Source organism: Streptomyces sp. CT34 (assembly GCF_000805335.1).
GTDB lineage: Bacteria > Actinomycetota > Actinomycetes > Streptomycetales > Streptomycetaceae > Streptomyces.
This window is the reverse complement of sequence record NZ_KN708638.1, coordinates 6,887,436-6,909,129: the sequence shown is the minus strand read 5'-3', so window position 1 is coordinate 6,909,129 and position 21,694 is coordinate 6,887,436. Positions and strand designations below refer to the sequence as shown.

The 21,694-nt window shown below is 73.8% G+C and carries 17 protein-coding genes; 9 read left to right on the top strand and 8 right to left on the bottom strand.

Translation table 11 applies throughout. The features are described from left to right. Nucleotides 1-42: 42 nt before the first annotated feature. The 6 genes from RZ84_RS30150 to RZ84_RS30125 all read left to right on the top strand — a co-directional run bounded on the left by RZ84_RS30150 (nt 43) and on the right by RZ84_RS30125 (nt 8,493). On the top strand, nt 43-984 hold the full coding sequence (locus tag RZ84_RS30150; protein WP_043267449.1) for a quinone oxidoreductase family protein: 942 nt from the start codon (nt 43-45) through the stop codon (nt 982-984). A 208-nt stretch (nt 985-1,192) separates the two neighbouring features. After that, nucleotides 1,193-3,154 carry a sialidase family protein gene (locus RZ84_RS30145; protein WP_043267447.1) on the top strand — a complete coding sequence of 654 codons (1,962 nt, stop codon included), beginning with the start codon at nt 1,193-1,195 and terminating at the stop codon, nt 3,152-3,154. 307 nt (nt 3,155-3,461) lie between these two features. Continuing rightward, nucleotides 3,462-4,325 (top strand): LysR family transcriptional regulator, encoded by an 864-nt coding sequence (locus RZ84_RS30140; RefSeq protein WP_043267445.1) that lies wholly within the window; start codon nt 3,462-3,464, stop codon nt 4,323-4,325. Nucleotides 4,326-4,698: 373 nt separating this feature from the next. Further along, nucleotides 4,699-6,525 (top strand): AMP-dependent synthetase/ligase, encoded by a 1,827-nt coding sequence (locus RZ84_RS30135; RefSeq protein WP_198540069.1) that lies wholly within the window; start codon nt 4,699-4,701, stop codon nt 6,523-6,525. Nucleotides 6,526-6,684: 159 nt separating this feature from the next. Next, nucleotides 6,685-7,518: an aldo/keto reductase gene (locus RZ84_RS30130; protein WP_043267443.1), complete on the top strand. Its 834-nt coding sequence runs from the start codon at nt 6,685-6,687 to the stop codon at nt 7,516-7,518. A gap of 183 nt (nt 7,519-7,701) precedes the next feature. Further along, a complete protein-coding gene (locus RZ84_RS30125; protein WP_043267441.1) occupies nt 7,702-8,493 on the top strand; it encodes a VOC family protein in 792 nt (263 codons plus the stop codon). A gap of 46 nt (nt 8,494-8,539) precedes the next feature. Here the strand turns inward: RZ84_RS30125 and RZ84_RS30120 are convergent, their stop codons facing one another. The 3 genes from RZ84_RS30120 to RZ84_RS30110 form a co-directional block, all read right to left on the bottom strand. After that, on the bottom strand, nt 8,540-10,267 hold the full coding sequence (locus RZ84_RS30120; protein ID WP_052230247.1) for a hypothetical protein: 1,728 nt from the start codon (nt 10,265-10,267) through the stop codon (nt 8,540-8,542). A 222-nt stretch (nt 10,268-10,489) separates the two neighbouring features. After that, the gene (locus tag RZ84_RS30115) at nt 10,490-12,667 is read right to left on the bottom strand and encodes a hypothetical protein (RefSeq protein ID WP_241777922.1); all 2,178 of its coding nucleotides are present in this window, start codon (nt 12,665-12,667) and stop codon (nt 10,490-10,492) included. Between the two features lie 210 nt (nt 12,668-12,877). After that, nucleotides 12,878-13,813 carry a class I SAM-dependent methyltransferase gene (locus RZ84_RS30110; protein WP_043267439.1) on the bottom strand — a complete coding sequence of 312 codons (936 nt, stop codon included), beginning with the start codon at nt 13,811-13,813 and terminating at the stop codon, nt 12,878-12,880. Between the two features lie 130 nt (nt 13,814-13,943). Here RZ84_RS30110 and RZ84_RS30105 point away from each other — a divergent pair, with 130 nt between their 5' ends. Then, on the top strand, nt 13,944-14,987 hold the full coding sequence (locus tag RZ84_RS30105; protein WP_043267438.1) for a DUF1266 domain-containing protein: 1,044 nt from the start codon (nt 13,944-13,946) through the stop codon (nt 14,985-14,987). Nucleotides 14,988-15,037: 50 nt separating this feature from the next. Then, complete coding sequence (locus RZ84_RS30100) at nt 15,038-16,057, top strand: YihY/virulence factor BrkB family protein (RefSeq protein WP_241777921.1); 1,020 nt, start codon at nt 15,038-15,040, stop codon at nt 16,055-16,057. Between the two features lie 12 nt (nt 16,058-16,069). On the opposite strand, the gene RZ84_RS30095 is transcribed toward RZ84_RS30100, so the two are convergent. After that, nucleotides 16,070-16,381: a 4a-hydroxytetrahydrobiopterin dehydratase gene (locus RZ84_RS30095; RefSeq protein ID WP_043271237.1), complete on the bottom strand. Its 312-nt coding sequence runs from the start codon at nt 16,379-16,381 to the stop codon at nt 16,070-16,072. 156 nt (nt 16,382-16,537) lie between these two features. Here RZ84_RS30095 and RZ84_RS30090 point away from each other — a divergent pair, with 156 nt between their 5' ends. Next, a complete protein-coding gene (locus tag RZ84_RS30090) occupies nt 16,538-17,347 on the top strand; it encodes a helix-turn-helix domain-containing protein (RefSeq protein WP_052230246.1) in 810 nt (269 codons plus the stop codon). A gap of 74 nt (nt 17,348-17,421) precedes the next feature. On the opposite strand, the gene RZ84_RS30085 is transcribed toward RZ84_RS30090, so the two are convergent. From RZ84_RS30085 to RZ84_RS30070, 4 genes are all read right to left on the bottom strand, one after another. Next, nucleotides 17,422-17,844, bottom strand: a complete 423-nt coding sequence (locus RZ84_RS30085) for a nuclear transport factor 2 family protein (protein ID WP_078894347.1) — start codon at nt 17,842-17,844, stop codon at nt 17,422-17,424. 180 nt (nt 17,845-18,024) lie between these two features. Further along, nucleotides 18,025-19,413, bottom strand: a complete 1,389-nt coding sequence (locus RZ84_RS30080; RefSeq protein WP_277816888.1) for an amino acid permease — start codon at nt 19,411-19,413, stop codon at nt 18,025-18,027. A 411-nt stretch (nt 19,414-19,824) separates the two neighbouring features. Further along, a complete protein-coding gene (locus RZ84_RS30075; RefSeq protein WP_043267436.1) occupies nt 19,825-20,019 on the bottom strand; it encodes a hypothetical protein in 195 nt (64 codons plus the stop codon). Between the two features lie 367 nt (nt 20,020-20,386). Then, nucleotides 20,387-21,589: an MBL fold metallo-hydrolase gene (locus tag RZ84_RS30070; RefSeq protein ID WP_241777920.1), complete on the bottom strand. Its 1,203-nt coding sequence runs from the start codon at nt 21,587-21,589 to the stop codon at nt 20,387-20,389. Between the last annotated feature and the right edge of the window lie 105 nt (nt 21,590-21,694).

The following is a 21,694-nucleotide window of genomic DNA, read 5'->3' as shown; positions in this document are numbered from 1 at the left end:
AACCGGTCGGAGTGCGACCGACTCCCGTGGAGGTGACGGCCCATGCGCCGCGTCCGATTCCATGCCTACGGCGGCCCCGAGGTCCTGCGCCTGGAGGAGACCGGGGAGCCGGTGCCCGGCCCCGGCGACCTCCTGGTGCGCACCGAGGCGATCGGCGTCACGCTGCCGGTGGTGCGCCAGGTGCGCGGCGACGGGAAGGGCGGCGGGGTGCCGCTGCCCGGGGTGCTCGGCGGGGAGATCACGGGAGAGGTCGTCGCACTCGGGCCGGAGGTCAGCGGCTTCGCCGTGGGCGACCGCGTCACCTCGCTCACCCTCACCGGCTCGTACGGCGAACTCGCCCTCGCGCCCGCCTTCCTGGCCAGTCGCATACCGGACGGCGCGAGCGCGGTGCAGGCGGTGGCCCTGGTCCGCAGCGGGCATGTCGCGCTCGCCGTGCTCAGCACCGCCGCACCGGCCGCCGGCGAGTCCGTACTGATCACCGGCGCGGCCAGCGGCACCGGGCACCTCGCCGTCCAACTGGCCAAGCTCCAGGGGGTGCCGCGGGTGGTGGCCGCGGTCAGCTCCCCGGCCAAGGCGGAGTTCCTGTACGGGCTGGGCGCCGACGAGGTGGTGACCTACGACCAGGAGTCCTGGGGCGAGCCCGCCGACATCGTGCTGGACGGCGTCGGCGGCGACCTGCTGCCGCGCGCACTGGCCGCGGTCGCGCCCGGCGGGCGGCTGGTCTTCTTCAACTCCGGCGGCGGCACGGTCCCGGCGTACGAACTGCTGGCAGGTGCGAAGACCATCACCGGACTGACCATGCGGCGCTTCTCGACCGTCCACCGGGAGCTGTACGAACAGCACCGCGAGCAGCTGTGGGAACTGGCCGGATCCGGCCGGCTGCGGGCCGCGGTACACGCCGAACTGCCGCTGGCGGACGCGGCGAAGGCGCACGAGATCATCGAGGCCAGGGCCAATCTCGGCAAGGTGGTCCTCCGGCCGTGACCCGTCCGGTACGCGCCCCCGCGCACCCCGGGCGGCGCACACGGCGCATCGCTCCCGGCCCGGGAGAGTGAAATCCGCCGCCGGCGCGGAGAACCGACGCGGGCTCCTTGTCGCGGTCCGCACGCGGCAGTAGCTTCCGTCGCACCTGCACATAGGACGTTGGATGTCCTGATGACCCGACCCGATGCCTCGAAGGGCAGGCCGGACCATGACGTCGGTTCTCCGCGCACACCCCCGCCTCCGCAGCAGACCCCGGCGCCACCGCGCGCCGGCCCCCCGCACCCCCCGCGCCGCCCTCGCCGCGCTGACCGCCACCGCCCTCACCGCGCTGGCGACCGCCCCCGCACAGGCCGCCCCGGACGCCCCCTCCGGCGGCTTCGACCAGCAGGTCCTCTTCAAGTCGGCCCGGGAGAAGGGGTACTTCTGCTTCCGTATACCCACCATCGTGCGGACCCCCCGCGGCACCCTCCTCGCGTTCGCCGAGGGCCGGGTGCACGACTGCGGTGACGCGGGCGACATCGACCTCGTCCTCAAGCGCTCCACCGACGGCGGCCGGACCTGGGGCCCACTGCGGGTCGTCAACCACGGCAACGGCGACACCCACGGCAACCCGACGCCCGTCGTGGACCGCCGCACCGGCCGCATCGTCCTCGCCGAGACCTACAACAAGGGCCGCGCCGACGGCCTCAGCTGCGACGTCCCCTGCGACCGCACCCCGCACCTCCAGTACAGCGACGACGACGGCGCCACCTGGTCCGCGCCCCGGGACCTCACCCCCCGCATCCGCCCCCGGCAGTGGAACTCCTGGTACGCCACCGGGCCCGTGCACGGCATCCAGCTCACCCGGGGCCGGCACGCGGGCCGGCTGCTGTTCGGCGTCAACGCCGAGAGCTACGCGGGCCACCGGATCACCGCCAACCACGCCGCCCTGATCCACAGCGACGACGGGGGCGCCACCTGGCGGATCGGCGCGGTGGACACCTGGCCGATCGCCGCGGACGGCACCTTCCGCCAGAAGCCGTCCGAGATGACCCTCCTGGAACGCTCCGACGGCTCCGTCTACGTCAACGGGCGGGAACAGGACGGCACCGACCTGGGCAACCGGACCGCCGCGGTCAGCCGCGACGGCGGCGACTCCTTCACCGCCCCGTTCCGCGCCATCCCCGACCTCTACACCCCGATGGTGCAGGCGTCGGCGCTGCGCCTGCCGCACTCGTCCGCCGCCGGGGGCCGCAGCCGCACCCTGCTCGCCGCGCCCGCCGACCCGGACCGGCGGCGCACCATGACCATCCGGTCCTCCTACGACGAGGGCCGCACCTGGGAGGGCGTCGACCGCGGCGCCCGGGTCACCGCCGACTGGTCCGGCTACTCGGACCTGGTCGCCGTCTCGCCCCGGGTCACCGGCCTGCTCTACGAGGGCGGCACCGCCGACGCCCGCGACGAGATCCGCTTCGCCCGCTTCACCGAGGACTGGCTCGGCCCGCGTCGCGCCCCGGACCCGACCACGCCCGACACCGCCCGCGGCGCCCGCCCGGCGCTGGTCCTGGGCGGCGCCCGCCCCACCACCGGCCCGTTCGGCCAGGCGCTGTCCTTCGACGGCCGGGACGACGCGGTCCGCCTCCCCTTCCGCAACTCGCTCCCCCTGGGCAGCCATGACTTCACCTGCACCCTGTGGTTCCGCTACCGGGCGACGCGCGGGGAGCAGCCGCTGCTGTGGATGGGCGGGGTGGGCAGCACGTCCCCGCAGGTAGCGGTGGTCGGCGACCCCGCGCACCGCCGGCTCACCGCCCGTCTGACGGCCGTCGACGGGGCCCGGCCCCCCGCCACCGCCCAGGTGTCGGCCGACGGCGCCCACAACGACGGCGGCTGGCACCACCTGGCGCTGCGCCGCACCCGCGGCCGGCTGCTGCTCACCGTGGACGGCACCGCGACCACCACCGCCGCCGACGTCCCCGGTTCGGTCAGCCGCACCTCGGTCTTCGGCGTCCACCTGGGCCAACGGCCGGACGGTCGCGCCCAGTTCACCGGCGCGCTCGCCGGGGTACGCGTCTACCGTCGGGCCCTGACCGACTCCGAACTCGCCCGGGTCCGGGGCACCGACGCCCCCGTCGCCGGCCCGCTGGTCCTCGGGCTTCCGCTGGACCGGGTGAGCGGGGGCGGACCCGACTGACCCCGCCCGGCACCGGCGGCGTCCGGCGCCTCCCCCGCGTCCGCCCCATCCGCCGTCCGCCCGTGCCGCGTCCCGTTTGGCGAGCACCGCGCACACCATCAAGTGCATCTGGTGGAACGGCATCAGCGGCAGCACCGCCGGCCCGGCCCGGGCGCCGAAGAGAACCGGCGGCTCGCGGGCGGCGGCATGGACGGCGCCTCCCGGAGCACCGGGCGCCGGGGCGATCGGGAATCCCCCTCACCGTGGTGACTGCCATCATGAAACGAGATGAGCCGCCCACGCCGTCGGTCCGCCCCTGGAGGTTCCCGTGTTCGAGCCCGTGCAGCTGCGTACCTTCCTCGCCGTGGCGCAGACGCTGAGCTTCACCCAGGCCGCGAACCGCCTCGGGCTGCGGCAGTCGACGGTGAGCCAGCACGTACGGAAGCTGGAGGAGGCCGCCGGGCGGCGGCTGTTCGCCCGGGACACCCATGCCGTGGAACTCACCGAGGACGGCGAGGCGATGCTCGGCTTCGCGCGCACCATCCTGGAGGCCAACGAGCGGGCGACGAGCTTCTTCACCGGGACCCGGCTGCGCGGGCGGCTCCGCTTCGGCGCGTCCGAGGACTTCGTGCTGACGCGTATGCCGGAGGTGCTCGAAGGATTCCGGCGCGACCACCCCGAGGTCGATCTGGAGCTGACCGTCGAGCTGTCCGGCACACTGCACGAGCTGCTGGCGGCCGGCCGGCTGGACCTCGTACTGGCCAAGCGGCGGCCGGAGGAGCGGCGCGGACGGCTGGTGTGGCGGGACCGGCTGGTGTGGGTGGGCACCGAGCGGCTGCGGCTGGACCCGCAGCGGCCGGTCCCGCTGGTCGTTTTCCCGCCACCCGCGGTGACCCGCACCCGCGCGCTGGAGGCGCTGGAACGCCAGGGCCGGGAATGGCGGATCGTCTGCACCAGCGGCAGCCTGAACGGACTGATCGCGGCGACCCGGGCGAGCCTGGGCGTCATGGCGCACTCCCTGGGGATGATCCCGCCCGGCCTGGTCCGGATACCGCCGCGTGCGGGGCTGCCGGAGCTGGGCGGCGTGGACTTCGTCCTCCTGCACGGGCAGCGCGCCGGCGCCGCCCGCGGTCCGGCCGAGGCCCTGGCCGCCGCGATCCTGGCGGGCGGCGACCGGCTGCACCTCCCCTAGATCCAGGCCCTCCCGAACAGCACATCCAGGCCCTGCCCGATGGGCCCTCTAGGGTCTGTCCCATGGGCCGGCGGCATCTTGCGCGGATCTCCCGAAGATCTCCCAGAGATCTCCCGCGCAGCGCCGCACTCCTCTCAGGGGGCGCGCCGGCACCTCGACAGGTGCAGAGATTTGGTGCAGATCCGGTCCCGGCAGCGTGTTCGTCCGGCGGCGAAACAGCCGGATAATGTCCGCGGTTACCCGAAGTAACCCGATTTCGCCGCTTGGCCAGTTCCGGTGGCGGACCGTTCGCGGCGTGCTACCGCACTCCCGCCCGCCGCCCCCGTGGGGTACGGTCGCGGCCTTGTGAGAAGCACCACGAGGAGCTGGGCAATTGCGCGAGTTCACCGTCCCGCCGCTGGCGACCGCGCCCCGGGTCGGCGGGCTGGCCGACTCCGTCTACGACAACGCCGCAACCGACCCGGAACGGACCGCTCTGGCGCGTAAGGACGCCGCGGGGCAGTGGGAGGTCGTCACCGCCGCGCAGTTCCGGGACGAGGTCTTGGCGCTGGCCAAGGGCCTGCTCGCCCAGGGCGTCCGGTTCGGTGACCGGGTCGGCATCATGTCCCGCACGCGCTACGAGTGGACCCTCTTCGACTACGCGCTGTGGTCCGTCGGCGCCCAGTCCGTGCCGCTGTACCCGACGTCGTCGGCCGAGCAGGTCCTCTGGATGCTGCACGACGCCAACGTCTCGGCCGCGCTCGTCGAGCACGAGGACCACGCGATGACCGTCGGCTCGGTCGTCGACCGGCTCCCCCAGCTGCGCAAGCTCTGGCAGCTGGACGCCGATCCGGTGGCCGAACTGACCGCGGCCGGTGCGCACATCGACGACGAGGTGGTGCACCGCCACCGGATGGCCGTCACCCCGGAAGCCACCGCGACGATCATCTACACCTCCGGCACCACCGGCCGCCCCAAGGGCTGCGTCATCACGCACGCCAACTTCATGGCCGAGGCCGACAACATCGTGCTGCGCTACGACAGGGTCTTCCGCTCGAAGCCCGGCGACGAGGCCGCGACCCTGCTCTTCCTGCCGCTGGCGCACGTCTTCGGGCGGATGGTGCAGGTCGCCGCGATCCGCGGCCGGGTCAAGCTGGGCCACCAGCCGGAGCTCGCCGCCCGCGCCCTGATCCCGGACCTCCAGGCGTTCCGCCCCACCTTCATCCTCGCCGTGCCGTACATCTTCGAGAAGGTCTTCGCCGCGGCCCGGCGGCGCGCGGAGGCGGACGGCAAGGTCGGCCCGTTCGACAAGGCCGTCGACATCGCGGTGCGCTACGCGGAGGCGAGGGAGCACAAGGCGTTCGGCACCGGCTCCGGGCCGGGGGCCTCGCTGCGGATGCAGCACCAGATCTTCGACAAGCTGGTCTACAGCAAGGTCCGCGAGGCGATGGGCGGCCGGGTGCGGCACGCGATGTCCGGCGGTTCGGCCATGGAACGCCGGCTGGGACTGTTCTTCGCCGGCGCCGGCGTACGGATCTTCGAGGGCTACGGCCTGACGGAGAGCACCGCCGCCGCCACCGCGAACCCGCCGGAGCGGACCCGCTTCGGCACGGTCGGCACGCCCGTCCCCGGCACCACCGTCCATATCGCCGAGGACGGCGAGATCTGGCTCTACGGGGGCCAGGTCTTCCAGGGCTACCACAACAACCCCAAGGCGACCGATGCCGTGTTGCAGGACGGCTGGTTCGCCACCGGGGACCTCGGCGCCCTGGACGAGGACGGCTATCTGACGATCACCGGCCGGAAGAAGGAAATCCTCGTCACCTCGGGCGGCAAGTCCGTCTCGCCGGTGTCCCTGGAGGAGCGCGTACGGGCGCATCCGCTGGTCGCCCAGTGCATCGTCGTCGGCAACGACCGGCCGTTCATCGCCGCGCTGGTGACCCTGGACCCGGAGGCGGTGGCGCACTGGCTGGCCATGCGCGGCAAGCCGGAGATGCCGCCGACCGACCTGGTGCGCGACCCGGATCTGGAGACCGAGATCCGGCGCGCCGTGGTCGCCGCGAACACCTCGGTCTCCCAGGCCGAGTCGATCCGCACGTTCCGGATACTGGCCAACCAGTTCACCGAGGAGCACGGCCTGCTGACGCCGTCCCTCAAGCTCAAGCGCAAGGCCATCGAAGCGGCCTACTCGGTGGAGGTCGACGCGCTGTACCGGGGGTGAGAGGGGCCGGGCGCGGAACGGTGCCGCGGGGCCGCCGGGAGGGGTCCCTTGCGGGATGCCCCGGAATTCCGGAGCCTGTCGGCATGCGCGGGAATGTCCGGAGGCGGATGATCGTTGGGATCGCAGTACACGAAAGCCGACGTAAGGATCGATTCCCCCGTGAGCACGGTTCCGTCCATCACGCTCAACAACGACCTCGCGATGCCCCAGCTCGGGTACGGCGTCTGGCAGATCTCCGACGACGAGGCGCTCGCCGCCGTCGGGCACGCCCTGGAGGCCGGGTACCGCAGCATCGACACCGCGGCGATCTACGGCAACGAAGCGGGCACCGGAAGGGCGCTCGCCGCCTCGGGCCTCCCCCGCGAGGAGCTCTTCGTCACCACCAAGCTCTGGAATTCGGAGCAGGGCTACGACTCCACCCTCCGCGCCTTCGACGCCTCGCTGGCCAAGCTCGGCCTGGAGTACGTCGACCTGTACCTGATCCACTGGCCGCTCCCGGCCCAGGACACGTACGTCGAGACGTACAAGGCGTTCGAGAAGATCTACGCGGACGGCCGTGCCAAGGCCATCGGTGTCTCCAACTTCCAGCCCGCCCACCTGGAGCGGCTCCTGGGCGAGACCTCGATCGTCCCGGCCGTCAACCAGATCGAGCTGCACCCGCAGTTCCAGCAGGCCGAGTCTCGCGCGTTCCACGCCCGGCACCGCATCGCCACCGAAGCATGGTCGCCGCTCGGCCAGGGCAAGGGTCTCCTGGAGGACCCGACGATCGCCGGGATCGCCGCGAAGCACGGCAAGACCCCCGCCCAGGTGGTGCTGCGCTGGCACCTCCAGATCGGCAACATCGTCATCCCCAAGTCCGCCACCCCGTCGCGGATCCGGGAGAACTTCGACGTCTTCGGCTTCGAGCTGGACGGCGCGGACCTGGCGGCCGTCGCCGGCCTGGACTCGGGCAACCGCCTCGGCCCGGACCCGGCCACGTTCGACATGGCCTGAGGCCCCGAGGCCGCCGCGCGGCCGATGCCCGTACGGCGCCGCCCCGCTCCGTTCCCGGACGGAAGGGGCGGCGCCGCGGTGCCGAGTGGCGGGGTCGGCGGGCGGCGGGAAGTGTGGAAAGGGGGGCGCTGCCGGCGGGCCGGTTGCACCGGCCGGCCAACACTCCGCTCCGAGGAGGCACCGATGCCCGACGTCACCACTCCCTACGCTCCCGGGACGCCCTGCTGGGTCGACCTCGCGGCCCCGGACCAGCAGGCCGCCCTCGACTTCTACGCCGACCTCCTCGGCTGGTCCGGCGAGATCGGCCCGTCGGAGACCGGCGGTTATGCCGTGTGCCGGCTGAACGGGAAACCGGTCGCCGGCATCATGGCCGCGGTGCCCATGGGCGACCAGCCGGCGCCGCCGACCGTCTGGACCACATATCTGTCCGCCGCCGACGCGGACGCCACCAAGCAGTCGGTGGAGTCCGCCGGCGGCACCGTGCTGATGCCCGTGATGGACGTGATGTCCCTGGGCCGGATGTTCCTCGCCGCCGATCCGACCGGGGCGGTCTTCGGCGTCTGGCAGCCGGTCGACTTCCCGGGCGCGGGTGTCGTCAACGAGAGCGGCGCGCTGATCTGGAACGAGCTCAACACCAGCGACCGGTCCGCGGCCTCCGCCTTCTACCGGGCCGTCTTCGGCATCGAGTCCGCGACCATGGAAGGCGCCCCGCACTACTACTCGCTCAACGTGAACGAGCACGCCGTGGGCGGTATGCAGCCGATGCCGGAGCAGCTGCCCGCCGACACCCCGTCGCACTGGCTGACGTACTTCGCGGTGGCGGACGCCGATGCGGCGGTGGCCAAGGTGACCGCGGCCGGCGGCAACGCGATCAAGGAGCCCTTCGACATGATCGCCGGCCGGATGGCCATCGTGACCGACCCGCAGGGCGCGGTCTTCGCGATGATCCACCCGAAGCCGATGACACAGGGCTGAGGAGTGCCGGACGGCATGCGGCGATGACCGCCGGCCTGCCGCCCGCTCACGGCGGCGCCGTGAAGGTGACCCGCACGCAGCGCACGCCGGTGCGCAGCAGCAGGCCGGCCGAGAGCTCCTCCGCGGTGCGCTTCTCGTGCAGCCAGACCGCCACCGCCGAGCCGAGGAGCAGGGGGTCGAGGCGTGCCGCCGGGTGGCCGAACGACCGGGGCGCGTGCGCTTCGAGCAGGACCTCACCGGTGCGCAGGAGCAGCAGGCAGCGGTCGTCGGCGAGGGCGGCGACCGCGACGTCATGGCCGGCGTGGGCGTCCGGGATCCGACCGCGCAGCCAGTCCACGGGCGCCAGTTCGGCGTCGGTGACGGTACGCGCGACGACCGCCGCCGACGACCGCTTGTAGCCGCTGGTCTCCTCGTCCGTGACGGCCAGGAAGCCGCGGGACTCCTCGTCGACGAGGCCGCGCGGCTCCTCGCACCCGGGGCGGACGGCCGGCCAGCGGCGCAGGGCCACCGAGTCGTCGGGCAGCACCTCGCCGGTCACGTCGTACGCGGTCGGGCCCAGGTGCCGCTCCGGGCGCGGCTCCGGCACGGGGTCGGGGTCGGGCGGTGTCGCGGGCGGGCGGATGTGCCGGCGGGCGAGGAACCGGTACATCACCTCGCGGTGCCGCCGACCCGCTTCGCCACGGGCCGCCAACTGGGAGTCCGTCGGCCCCTGTTGCCGCTCCGGGTGGTGCCGCTCGGCGGCGGTCAGCAGCTGGTCGAGCAGATCGCCCTCCGGGTCGAGGCGGGGCGCCGCGCGGCTGAGGGCCGCGGTGGGCGAGGCCGGGTCGAGCTCGTCGAGTCCGGTGGCCGCGAGCAGTACGACGCGGTCGAGCGCCGCCGAGTAGAAAGTGGTGCTCCCGTGGTCGCCCACCACCCAGTCGCTGGCGATCAGCGCGGCGCGCCAGCCCTCCTCCGGCGGCAGGACCAGCAGCCCGGCGTCCATCGCCGTGCCGAGCAGCCGGCGTACGCCGTAACGGCTGTGCCGGGCCCAGACGTTGGGGTGCAGCACGATCGCGACCGCGTACTCGTCCGCGGGCAGCGCGCTGACCAGCTTCAGCGGCAGGTCCGGATGGCGGCCGAGGAGGGAGTGCTCGCTCCAGGTGCTGTTGATGACGACCAGCCGGCGGCCGTGCCCCACGCCCAGGGACGCCCGGTACAGGTCGCGGCGTGGCACGCTCTGCGCGATCCGGTCGAAGCAGTAGTCGCCGATGAGATGGGCGACCGGCACGGCCTCGGGGCAGGTACGGGCGAGGCGGGCGATCTGCTCGTCGTGCGAGACCCCGATCGCGGCCGGCACCACCCGCCCCCACCGGGTCAACTCCCGCCGGGACAGACCCGCGGGCGCGCTGGGGTCGCCGGTGGACTCGGTGACCAGCCTGTTGTACCCGGCGCCGTGCGGCATCACCATCAGCGGCGCGTCCAGGCGCCGCATGGAGGGGTGGACGGCGCAGGCCACGGCCAGGTCGAAGCGCTGCCGGGTGGCCTCCCGCCAGCTGAGCACGGTGGCGCCCAGCGCGTCGAAGTAGTCGGCCAGCCCGTCGCCGAACACCGAGCCGGGGTTGACCGTGACGGACACCCTGATGCCGTCCTCCGGCGGCAGCAGCCGCAGTACGTCCATCAGCCGGGTCGCCGAGGTGAGCGTACGCGCCACCCCCAGCACCCGGGCGTCTTCCGGAACGGTGTTCCAGCGCGGCCACAGACGCCTGCTGCGGAGGCGGCGGGGCGACAGGGGCACGGGGAAACCACTCTCGGGACGGAACGGGGTGCGGCGGGAGGCGGGGGAAAGGAACGCGGACAACGCGGCACGGGGCACCGGGAAGGACCGGCCGAAGCGTCGCACGGGGCCGTCGCAGCGGACCGTCGTACGCGGGTGGCGGACTCGGGTTGGTTGCGCGACCGTCGTGCGGGGCGACGGTGCCGGGTGACGGATCCCGGCGTCCTGCGCCGTGGTGCGCGATCAGCCCATGGGGCCGCCGATTCCCGCGTGCTGCCGCAGCTCGCGCACCTTGCTGCGGCTCGCGTGCTGCACCTGGGTGCTCTCTATCCGGTCACCCAGCTCGGCGGTGAGCTCCAGCGCCTCCGCCAGCTTCACCACCTGCCCCAGCTGATCGGCCAGCAGCGCGGCATCGGTGACCGCCGCCAGCGCCTCGTCCAGGAGTCCCAGTGCCTGGCAGGCCCGGCCGCGGACGATCCCGATCCGCGGCCGCATCGCGTCGTCGCGCTCGGCCTCCGCCGTCGCGAGCGCCCCCGCCAGCAGCTCCAGCGCCTCCCGCGGACGGCCGGCGGCAAGCGTCGCCTGGCCCAGGTTGTAGGTCTGCACGACGATGCCGTGGGCGTCGCCCTCGTTGGCGCGCAGCGCACGCTCGAAGAGGGCGATGGCGCGCTCGGGCTCCTCGCGGGCCAGGCAGATCAGCCCCTGGGTCTCCCAGATGATGCCGGGCAACCGGGCGTCGGCGACCAGTCCCAGCAGTTCCTCGGCGCGGCTCAGCTCGGTGTCGGCGAGGGCGTACTCCTTCAGGGAGTAGTGGGCGCGGGCGAGTTGGTTGTGCATCCGGACCTGCGCGTCGACCCGGCCCTCCCACCGGGCGGCCTCGATGCCCAGGCGGTGGGCCTCGATCTGGTCCGCGTAGTGCTTGCGGCTGTGGTAGAGCGCCCACAGCGATTCGCACAGCCGCCAGACGGCGTCCGGTCGGCCCTCGCCGGCGGCGGTCCGCAACACGGCCAGGAGATTGGCGCGTTCGGCGTCCAGCCACTCCAGCGCCTCGGCCTCGGTGCCGAACAGCCCCTGCGCGTCCTGGCCCAGCCGGTCCGCGAGAACGTCGGGGGCTTCCTGGAGGCGGAAGCGCCGGCCCAGGACGAGGTGGTCGGCGCGGGCGGCGGCCACCAGGTAGAAGTCGGTCACCCGGCGCCGCGTGGCGCGCAGTTCCTCCTCGGGGACGTCGCGGGTACGGGAACGGGCGTGGGCGGCCACCACGTCGTGCAGCCGGAAGCGGTCCGGTCCGCCCGCGCCGACGGCCATGTGGGCGGTGCGCAGATCGCGGAGCCCGTCCTCGAAGCGCGGGACGCCGGCGGCGCGGGCGACGGCGGAGGTGAAGGTGGTGCCCGGGTGGCAGCCCAGGAAGCGGTAGAGGGCCCGGGTGTGCTCGGGGAAGGTCTCGGTGACCGCGTCGAAGACGGCGGCCACCGAGCCGTCGGCGGCGTGCAAGGGAAGCTGCTCGGCGGTGAGTTCGCGGAGCACGGCCTCCAGGCTCATGTGCGGGCGCTCGATGAGCCATTCCCCGGCCGCCCGCAGCGCCAGCGGGAGCCCGCCGCAGGCCGCGACGAGCCGGGCCGCGGCGCCGGATTCCGCCCCCGGGTCCGGGGCGGCGGCACCGGGCTCCGGCGCGCCGCTGCGCCAGCGCCGCACCAGTTGCACACCGGCGTCGGTGTCGAGCGGGCCGACCGTCACCGAGACCGCGCCGTCCATCTCCAGGGAGGCCAGCCGCTTGCGGCTGAGGACGACGGTCAGGCCGTGGCTGGGCAGGACCGGCCGTACCTCGGCGGCGTGCTGGGCGTTGTCGAGCACCACCAGCAGCCTGCGTCCCGCGGTAGCCGAGCGGAACGCCGCCGACCGGTCGGCCGCCCCCGCGGGGATGAAGCTCTCGTGGACGCCCAGGGCGCGCAGGAAGGTCCCGATGACGCCGCCGACGTCGATCCCGCCGTCGTGGCGCACCTCGGCGAGATCGGCGTACAACTGGCCGTCGGGGAACCGCTCGGTCAGCTCGCGCCGCACCCACTGGGAGACCAGTTCCGTCTTGCCCACACCGCCGAGGCCGGTGATCACGATGGTGGTCGGCGGGCTGTCCGGCGTGCAGGAGGCCAGCGCGGCGTTGAGGGCGGCGAATTCCCGGCTCCGGTTCACGAAACCGGCCTGGGGAAGCGGTACTTGACGCGGCGTCACCGGGGTCGGGGCCCCGCCGCCGAACTGGATGGAGTAGATCCGCTCGGCCTGCGTCAGGGGGCCGTTGACGACCGCGTTCCCGGACACGCCGTTGCAGACGGTCCCGCCGGATCCGCCGGTCCCGCCGGCGCCGCCCGCACCCCGGGCGCCGCTGCCGCCGCCGGACGCCGCCCTGTTGCCGTCCATCGGGTCCATCGCCTCCCCCTTCTCCTGCGCCTGCCCGGCACCATCGTCACCCAGCGTATTGCCTGGGACCGACAACGGCGGCGAGTCGGGCCGATCCGGTGCGATCGGCGGGCGCCCCGCCCTCGCCTCGCCTCCCTCGCCTCGTCTCACCTCGTCTCGCGTCTACGGAACCGCCTTCCGGACCGCCTTCCGGACCGCCTTCCCGGACCGGCGGGCCGATCACTGTGCGCGCGCCGTGTGCACCGTCTGCGCGGCGAGCAGGAAGGCGTCCGGTCGGCGGGTGATGCCGGCCGGGTCGTAGGGGTCCGTGAGGCGGGCGAGGGTGCTCAGGTCGTCCGGATCCAGCTGGTCGCCGTAGAGCTCCATGGCGCGGGTGAGATTGGCCTGGATGTAGTGGCGGGCGTCGGCGGAGAGGGGCGCCGGCAGGTCCAGCAGGAAGCTGCGGGTGCGGGGAGTGCGCAGGCCGGCGTCGGCCAGGAAGGCGGGCCAGTCCTCGATCGCGCCGGTGGTGTCGGGGAGCGCCGCACGCATCTCGGTGAACCAGTCCTCGGCCGCCGCGTCCAGGCGCGACTGGAGTCCGGGCCGGCCGATGCCAATGTCGCGCGGCAGGAAGCGCGGCGCCAGGCCGCCCTCGGAGACGGCGAGCAGCCCGCCGGGCCGCAGGTGGCCGGCGAGGGCGGCGACCGCGCCGCGCTGGTCGCCGACGTGGTGCAGCGCCCGGCTCGACCAGATGAGGTCACCGCCCCCGAGCGAGTCCAGCCCGTAGGGGACTTCGGCGAGGTGAGTGTGGATCCGGCCGTCGAGGCCGAGGCGCGCGGCGCGGGCCCGGGCACGCTCCAGGAGTGCCTCGTTGGCGTCCACCGCGCACACCTCGGCGGCCGGGAAGGCGCGGGCCAGGAGGCAGCTGACGACGCCCGGTCCGCTGCCGACGTCCAGAATCCGGCCGACCGCGTCCTCCCCGGCAACGGCACCGGCAACGGCACCGGTGTCTGACGCGACATCAGGGATCAGCAGGTCCCGCAGCCACCCCGCCGCCTGTTCGTACAGCGGGGTCTGGAGGGCGGCGCCCCGTTCGAGGAGCGGACCGAGCTGCGCCCAGTCGATGGCGGTGCCGTCCTGCGGATGCCCGGATACGGGGCGGTCGTGACTGCTCATGACATCGAGCCTCCGTTACGGGTCGTTGCGGGGCAAACCGCCGTCCGGCCGGAGGTCCCCGCCGTGGCCCCTGGTTACGGGCCGGCGGCGGGCCACCGTAGGGTCGGGACCTGTGGCTACTCCGGGATGGATGCCGCCGACGGATACCGAGCGGCGGCTGTACGAAGCGACGGCGCGTGGTGACTGGGACGGACAGGTCGCGGCGATCGCCGGCGAGGATCTGTATTTGGCGGTGCCGCAGCAGGGTCAGGACCCGCTCCCCGTTTACGACGACCCGGCGGCGGGCGGTAAGTGCATTCCCGTACTGACGCGCGGCATGCTGCCGCCCTGGCAGCCGCAGCAGTTTTTCGACCGGGTGTCGGTCGAGGAGCTGGCGCAGGACTGGCCCAACGACCGGTGGCGGCTGGCGGTCAACCCGGGCACACCGTTCGCCGCGTACCTCGCCGCGACACCCGCCCACCGCGCCGGCTGGCTGCGGGTCCGGGCGCAGTACGGGGTGCGGCCCGGCGGGCTGCTCACCACGCACCAGGGCGCTCCGCAGCACGGCCCGGTCGCCCAAGGGCTGGCCTGCGGCGCGCCGCTCGCGGTGCAGCACAGCGTCCCGTGGAACGAGCTCGGCACCGCCTTCCTGGACTACGCCGCGGACGCGCAGACGCTGCGCGAGCAGTGGTCGGTGACCGACCCGGCCGGCTGGCAGCAGCGCTTCGAGGCGCTGCTCGGCGGGCAGTTCGTGCCGGCCGGGACGGAGGCGGCGCTGCGCGCCCGGCACGGCGGGACACCGGGGGCACCGGCCCCGTCCGGGGAGGCGCCCGCGGTGCCCGAGCTGGTGGGCCGGTACGAGGAGCGCTTCCGGGCGGACGGGCTGCTGCCGGCCGGCGGCCGGGTGGTGTCGCTGACCGCGCTCGACCTCGTGCACGCCGTCGGTCTGGTGCGGTGGGGTCTGGGCGCACGGCTGATAGCGCCGCCGCAGGCCGAGCAGGCGGTGACGCGGGTGGCCGCGCGGGCCGGTGAGGTCTACGGCTCGTGGGAGGAGTTCGCCGCGGGCCATGCGCTGGGCCGGATGCTGGCGTTCGACAACGGCTGGTTCGGGGCGCCGTACGCGGAGGCGGTGCACGTCCACCGGGTGCTGACCCAGGATCCGGCCTCGCCGTGGCGGTCCCTGCCGTTCTCCTGACGGGGCGACGGGCGGCACCGTTCGCCTGACAGGGGCGGCGGAGAACCGGGATGATGCAGGACCAGTACGGCACACAGGACGGATACGACATGGGTGGAAGCGGTATGCGCGGCGAGGCGCGCCGGCGGACCACGACGGCGGAGCGGGCCCCGGAAGCCGGCGCCGCACCGTCCGGGGCCCCGGCTCCGGTCGCCGCCGGGCGCCCGGCCCACCGCCCCGCCTGGAAGCGGTACCGCACCGCGCTGCGCCGTACGCCGCTGTCCGTGTGGCACGGCGATGTGACGGACTGGGCGGCGAGCCTGACGTACTACTCCGTACTGGCGCTGCTGCCGTCGGCCATCGTCACCATCTCGCTGATCGGGCTCGCCGATCCGGCGGGCACCGAACAGCTGATCAACCGGCTCAGCTCGATCGCGCCGGCCGAGTCCGGCACGACGGTCCGCCATGCGCTGGTCGTCATGGCCCACCAGCGCACCGCCGCCTGGGTGGTGGTGGGCGGTGCGCTGGCCAGCGCGCTGTGGTCGTCGTGCAGCTATCTGGCGGTGTTCCGGCGGGCGCTGCACGCCATGCACCGTACGAAGGACGACCGGCCGCCGTGGCGGAAGGCGCCGCGGATCATCGTGACGGCGCTGCTGCTGATGGCGCTGCTGATCAGCAGCGCGGTGGCGCTGCTGGTGAGCGGGCCGGTGGCGACCGCGCTGGGCCGGGCGCTGGGTCTCGGGGAGGCGGGCGAGGCGACCTGGAACGTGCTCCAGTGGCCGCTGCTGCTGCTTCTGGCGACCGTGCTGGCGATGGTGCTGTTCCGGTCCGGGCCGCCGCATTCGCGCGGGGTGCGGCGGGCGGGGCCAGGCGGGGTGCTGGCGGTGCTGCTGTGGCTGGTGTCGTCGGCGGGTTTCGCGTTCTACGCCTCGTACGTGGGCACCTTCAACCGGCTCTACGGTTCGCTCGCCGGGCCCGTGGTGTTCCTGATCTGGCTGTGGTTCTCGAACCTGTCGCTGCTGTCCGGCGCCCAGTTCAACGTGGAGCTGGCGCGCGCCGGCCGGATCATCAAGCCGCGCGCGCCGAGCTGACGGGCGCCCGGCTCAGTCGGCGCCGTGCGCCGCGGCGATCTCCTCGATCCGGTGGGCCAGGCCGAAGTCGAGAGCGGTGATCCGGCCGCCGATGCTGTGCGTGTTCACCGCGACGGCGAGCCGGTTGTACCCCAGGGTCAGATCCGCGTGGTGGCCCAACTCCTCCTGGATCCGGGCGATGTGCATCACCATCACGGCCGCCGGGAGGTGGCCGCGGAAGTGGTAGCGGCGGCACAGCAGGGTGCCGTCGACGGTCCAGCCGGGCAGCTCCGCGAGCCGGTCCTGGATCTCCGTGTCGCTGAGCGGTTCCACCTGAGCCTGCATCGTGCTCGCCTCCCGCAGTGTGCCGGTGCCGCCCTCCGGGTGCGGCACCTCCAGCCTGTCACGGTGGACCCGGTTCGCGCGCCCGGGCACGGAGGGTGCGCGGCACCCACAGAAGTTACCAGCGGTAACATCAGTGATGTCGGCTACCTTCCCCCCATGACGACTGCCGCGGCGCTCGCGTCGGAATCCACGGGTGTGGGCACCCTGTTGCGGGAATGGCGCGACCGGCGCCGGATGAGCCAGCTGGAACTGGCGCTGCGCGCCGACTCCTCCGCCCGCCACATCAGCTTCGTCGAGACCGGCCGCGCCCGGCCCAGCCAGGAGATGGTGCTGCGGCTGGCCGAGCATCTCGACGTCCCCGTACGGGAGCGCAACGTCCTGCTGATAGCGGCCGGTTACGCCCCGAGCTTTCCGGAGACCCCGCTGGACGACCCGTCGATGACCGCGCTGCGGGCGGGACTGGAACGGATGCTGACCGGCTACGAACCGTACCCCGCCCTGGTGGTGGACGGGACGTACCACGTGCAGGCGGCGAACAACGGCCTGGCCGTGCTGCTCGACGGCATCGACCCGGCCCTGCTCGAACCGCCGCTGAACGCCATGCGGATCACCCTCCACCCGCGCGGCCTGGCTCCCCGCATCCGCAACTTCCTGGAGTGGCGCGGGCACCTTCTCGACCAGATGGAGCGGCAGTTGGCGCTGCTGCGGTCCGCGCCGCTGCGGGAGCTGTACGACGAGGTGAGCGGCTACCCGCTGCCCGAGGGCGGGCGGGAGACCGCGGCGTTCGGCGAGCACCCGCCCTTCGCCCTGCCGATGGTGATCGAGCACGACGGCCGGGTGCTGTCCTTCATCTCGACGATCGCCACCTTCAACACCCCGATGGATGTGACCGTTTCGGAACTGGCGGTGGAGACGCTGCTGCCCGCCGACCCCGAAACGGCCGCCGCCCTGCGGACCCTGGCGTGACGCGGGCACCGGCCTCCGGCCGGGCCTGACATCACAGGCATCGCTCCCCCGTCACGCCGGTTCCGCCGGGCCCCTCACACCGCCGGGACGCGGTCCAGGAATCCGAGCACCGACCGGATCCGGCCGTCCTCGGCCAGCCGCACCACGTCGAACCCGGCGACCGGCGCCGCCCCGTCCGGCGCGACCAGCTCCCAGCCGAACCGCGCGATGTCGTGGTGGCCGTCCACCGCCCCCAGCAGCCGGAAGGCGAACCCCGGGAACTGCTGGTGCGCACCGGCGATCGCCGCCGCCAGCCCCTCATGGCCCGCGACGTCGGCCAGCGGATCGGTGTAGGTGGCGTCCCCGGTGAACGCCGCGGCGACCGCCTCGGCCCGCTCGCCCTCCTCGGTGGCGTTCCACGCGTCGATGTACCGCGCAGCGGCGACCGAATGATCGACGTTCTGACCGGCGGTGCCCTGCTGCCCGTTGCGCGACTGCCCGTGCCCGTGCTGCGACATGGCGAACTCCTGGTGATATCCGGTATCCGGAAGAGACGTATCGGCACCGGTTCACGGGCCGGAGTGCGCCGGCCCGTGAACCGATGCCTTCACTCTGCCGGTGCGGCCCGGGAGGGTCGATTACGTCGGAGGTAATCCCGCGGTCCGGTAATCCCGGGTCCGCCCAGGGCTCGCCGCCGGCTACGCTGCCGGGCCGCCGCCGCTCGGCGCCGCGGCGGCCACCGGGGACGGCGCGGCCTCCCGCGCCTCCTCCGCATGCTCCGGCCCGTCCCGCCGCTCCGCGCGGTCCGCGCGCCGGGCGGCCATCAGCGCGTACACCAGGATGCCGGCGAAGAGGAACAGCACGCCCTGGTAGATCGCCGCGTAGCCGGCCCCGGCGACGAGCCAGAAGGTGAAGCCGAAGGCGATCAGGGCGAGCGTCAGGTCGCGGGCGAACCGGCCGGGGCGGACCTTGTCGCGCCGGCCGCTGACCAGGAAGTAGATCTGCGCGCCGGCCGCCAGGAGGTACGGGACGGTGGCCGAGAAGGTGGTGATCAGCACCAGGATCTCGAAGACGCCGCCGGTGCCGACGAAGTAGTTGATCACCGTGAGGGCGCTGGCCAGCACGGCGGCGGCCAGCACACCGAAGGTGGGCACGCCGCGCCGCTTCTTGAGGAACGCGGCCGGGAACAGGCCGTCCTTCGCGGCGGCGTACGGGGACTGGGCGCTCATCAGGGTCCAGCCGTTGAGCGCGCCGACGATGGAGATCACGGCCGCCGCGGCGATGACCGTACCGCCCCAGTGGCCGCCGAACATCGCGTCCACCGCGTCCGAGAACGGCGCCTTGGACGTCACCAGCTTGTCGTGGGAGACGGTGCCGAAGACGGCGAGGGTGCCGAGCAGGTAGACCACGGCGGCGCCGATGGTGCCGAGGACGGTGGCCCGGCCGACGTTACGCTCCGGGTCGCGGACCTCGCCGGCGCTCATCGCGGCTGACTCCACGCCGACGTAGCTGTAGAGGAGGATCGCCGCCGCCGCGGACAGCCCGCCGAGGGTGCTGCCGCCGCCCTCGTGGAACGAGCCGAGCTTGTGCGGGTCGAAGAAGAAGATCCCGACGATCGCGATGAACAGCAGCGGGACGAACTTCAGGACGGTGGAGACCAGTTGGACCGCGCCGACGTAGCGGGTGCCCGCGAAGTTGGCCAGCGCCGGCAGCCACAGCGCGCCCAGGGCCACCGCGAGATCGACGCCCTTGGACTCGTGCCCCGGGAAGAGGACGTGCACATAGCCGACGGCGGCGACCGCCAGCGCCGCGTTGCTGACCCAGGTCATGGTCCAGTACGACCAGGCGGAGAGGAACCCGGCGAAGTCGCCGAACGCTTCGCGCGCGTAGACGTAGGGGCCGCCGGTGTCCGGATGGCGCTGCGCCAGCCGCCCGAAGACCAGCGCGAGGGAGATCGCACCGAGCGTGAGGACGCCGAAGGCGACCAGGCTGATGGTCCCGAAGGGCGCCACCGAGGCCGGCAGCAGGAAGATGCCGCCGCCGATGATGTTGCCCATCACGAGGGCGGTGGCGGTGATCAGATTCAACCGGAACGGACGGTTCGCTGGAACGTCCAGGTCAGAGGCGGTAGGGGTGACCTCTACGGCAGGATCGCGGTGCATGGTGTGTGACGCGTCTCTCGTCGTGCTGACTCGCCGGGGTGCCGGCTGGGCCTATGGTCACCGCACGCCCGCACGGCTCAAAATCGCCGCGAATCCTCCTGTCCGACCCAACTGCCAGGCGAAGATCTTCGGTCACACCACCTGCGGACCGGACGACCGGGGTGCGATTCGTGCGCGCTGCATCGATATCGCCCGCACACGGTGCGCGTCAGGACCCGACCTCAGGCGGCTGCGGCGCCGCCGTCCACGGGGGCACCGTGCCGGTGATCCAGCGGGACTCGTCGGACGGCAGGAAGAGCGTCACCCGCGCCATGCCGTCGGGCAGCGCGATGAAGTTCAGCGGGGTCTGCGCACCCGTGCCCGCTTGGCCTCGTCGCTCGTCGCGTCGAGGCCGCCGAGCCGTTCGGTGACGGCGACCGACTCCGCGACGGACTCCTCCGACGTGGCCTCGCCCACCACGAAGGAGGCGTTGCCGCCCACGCCGGTGATCTCCTCGCAGAGCGCCGCCGGCCGGTCCTCCCGGCGGGCCATGAGCCGGAGCCATCCGGACCGCCCCGGCCACGACGGCCGCCGCTCCCTCGTCGACCACAGACTGCGGGCCCTGGGCCACGCCCCAAGTCCCGTTCCCCACCGGGCTGCTGGGCGCCGCCACCCGGCACCGCGAACCCCGGCTGGCGACCGTACTGGTCAGCACGGCACCCCGGGTGTGGCACCGGCTCCGGCCGGCGCCGGCGGGCGGAGCCGGGGAACCGGCGGGCGGGACCGGGCGACCGACGGGCGGGGCGGGGGGCGTAGTAGGGCGTCGTAGCGGGACGTCGTAGCTCGGGCGCCGCACGCGCAGCCGGCGGGATCCGCCACGTACCGCTGCGGGATCCGCCGCGTAGTGCTGCCCGCCGGCTCAGGTACGGCCGGCGCCCGAGGTGACCTCGTCGAGGACGCGTGACGCCCCCACCGGCAGGTCCCACAGGTCCTCGCGCGCGAGCCCGGCCGCGGCCCAGGCGGCGCGGACCCGGCGCAGCGGCTCCAGCGGCGGCTCCGCGGACAGCAGGAACGTGGCCCAGTGCATCGGGACCAGGCACCGCGCTCCCAGGTCCCGGCAGGCCCGTACGGCCTCCTCCGGGTCGGTGTGCACCGGCCGCAGCATCCAGCGCGGGTCGTAGGCCCCGATGGGCAGCAGCGCGAGATCGATGCCCGGATGGCGGCGGCCGATCTCCTCGAACCAGTGGCCGTAACCGGTGTCCCCCGCGAAGTGGATGCGCCGCCCGTCGGGCGCGGTGAGCAGCCAACCGCCCCAGAGGGAGCGGCAGGTGTCGGTCAGCGTCCGCTTGCTCCAGTGGTGCGCGGGGACGAAGTCGAAGCGTACGGACCCACCGGGCGCGGGCAGTTCGACCGCCTCCCACCAGTCCAGGTCGGTGACCCGCGTGAAACCGCGCCTGCGGGCCCAGGGCGCGAGTCCCGCGGGGACCAGCAGCGGGGTCTCGCGCGGCAGGCGCTTGAGAGTCGGCGCGTCCAGGTGGTCGTAGTGGTTGTGGCTGATCACGACGGCGTCGACCGGCGGCAGATCCTCCCAGCGGACCCCTACGGGGGTGACCCGGGCCGGCGTGCCGAGGATCTTGCGGGACCAGACCGGGTCGGTCAGTACGGTCAGCCCGCCGATCCGGATGACCCAACTGGCGTGCCCGGCCCAGGTCAGCGCCATGGTCGAGGGCCGGACGTCCGGCATCGGGCCGGGTGCGAAGGGGAGTTGCTGGATCTCCAGCAGCGCCTCGGGGGCCGGCCGCAGCTTGCCCTCCCGGGCGATCCGGGCCAGCGCCCGGACACCCGGCAGCGGCGCGGTCAGCCGGTCGGTGAAGTCCCGCGGCCAGGTGCGGGGTTCCCCCAGTGGGCGCGGCTCGGCGGGCGCCGGGGCGGTGTCCGGGAGCGCCGGGGACGCGGCGGCGCCGCGGGCCGTACCGGTGCCCACGGCGGCCGGGCCGGTCACGTCGGTCACCACGTCCCCGGCATCGCCGGCAGCGGGCCCTGTAACGACGTTACGGTCGGCATGCGGGAGCTGCTCGGTGCGGGCGGGCTCGGCGAGGGAGCGCTCGGTCTGTTCGGTCATCGAGGGGCTCCATTCGGTGGGCGAAACCAAGACGGGAGCGGGGCGGCAACGGGTACGGCGGCCGGGTCCGGGGCCGTGATGGGACCCTGGCCGGGTCGTCCGGGG

Bases quoted from the DNA above. Each gene is read 5' to 3' on its own strand.
- RZ84_RS30150 (WP_043267449.1), top strand. From the start codon at position 43: ATGCGCCGCGTCCGATTCCATGCCTACGGCGGCCCCGAGGTCCTGCGC.
- RZ84_RS30145 (WP_043267447.1), top strand. From the start codon at position 1,193: ATGACGTCGGTTCTCCGCGCACACCCCCGCCTCCGCAGCAGACCCCGG.
- RZ84_RS30125 (WP_043267441.1), top strand. From the start codon at position 7,702: ATGCCCGACGTCACCACTCCCTACGCTCCCGGGACGCCCTGCTGGGTC.
- RZ84_RS30115 (WP_241777922.1), bottom strand. From the start codon at position 12,667: ATGGACCCGATGGACGGCAACAGGGCGGCGTCCGGCGGCGGCAGCGGC.
- RZ84_RS30110 (WP_043267439.1), bottom strand. From the start codon at position 13,813: ATGAGCAGTCACGACCGCCCCGTATCCGGGCATCCGCAGGACGGCACC.
- RZ84_RS30105 (WP_043267438.1), top strand. From the start codon at position 13,944: ATGCCGCCGACGGATACCGAGCGGCGGCTGTACGAAGCGACGGCGCGT.
- RZ84_RS30100 (WP_241777921.1), top strand. From the start codon at position 15,038: ATGATGCAGGACCAGTACGGCACACAGGACGGATACGACATGGGTGGA.
- RZ84_RS30095 (WP_043271237.1), bottom strand. From the start codon at position 16,381: ATGCAGGCTCAGGTGGAACCGCTCAGCGACACGGAGATCCAGGACCGG.
- RZ84_RS30090 (WP_052230246.1), top strand. From the start codon at position 16,538: ATGACGACTGCCGCGGCGCTCGCGTCGGAATCCACGGGTGTGGGCACC.
- RZ84_RS30085 (WP_078894347.1), bottom strand. From the start codon at position 17,844: ATGTCGCAGCACGGGCACGGGCAGTCGCGCAACGGGCAGCAGGGCACC.
- RZ84_RS30075 (WP_043267436.1), bottom strand. From the start codon at position 20,019: ATGGCCCGCCGGGAGGACCGGCCGGCGGCGCTCTGCGAGGAGATCACC.
- RZ84_RS30070 (WP_241777920.1), bottom strand. From the start codon at position 21,589: ATGACCGAACAGACCGAGCGCTCCCTCGCCGAGCCCGCCCGCACCGAG.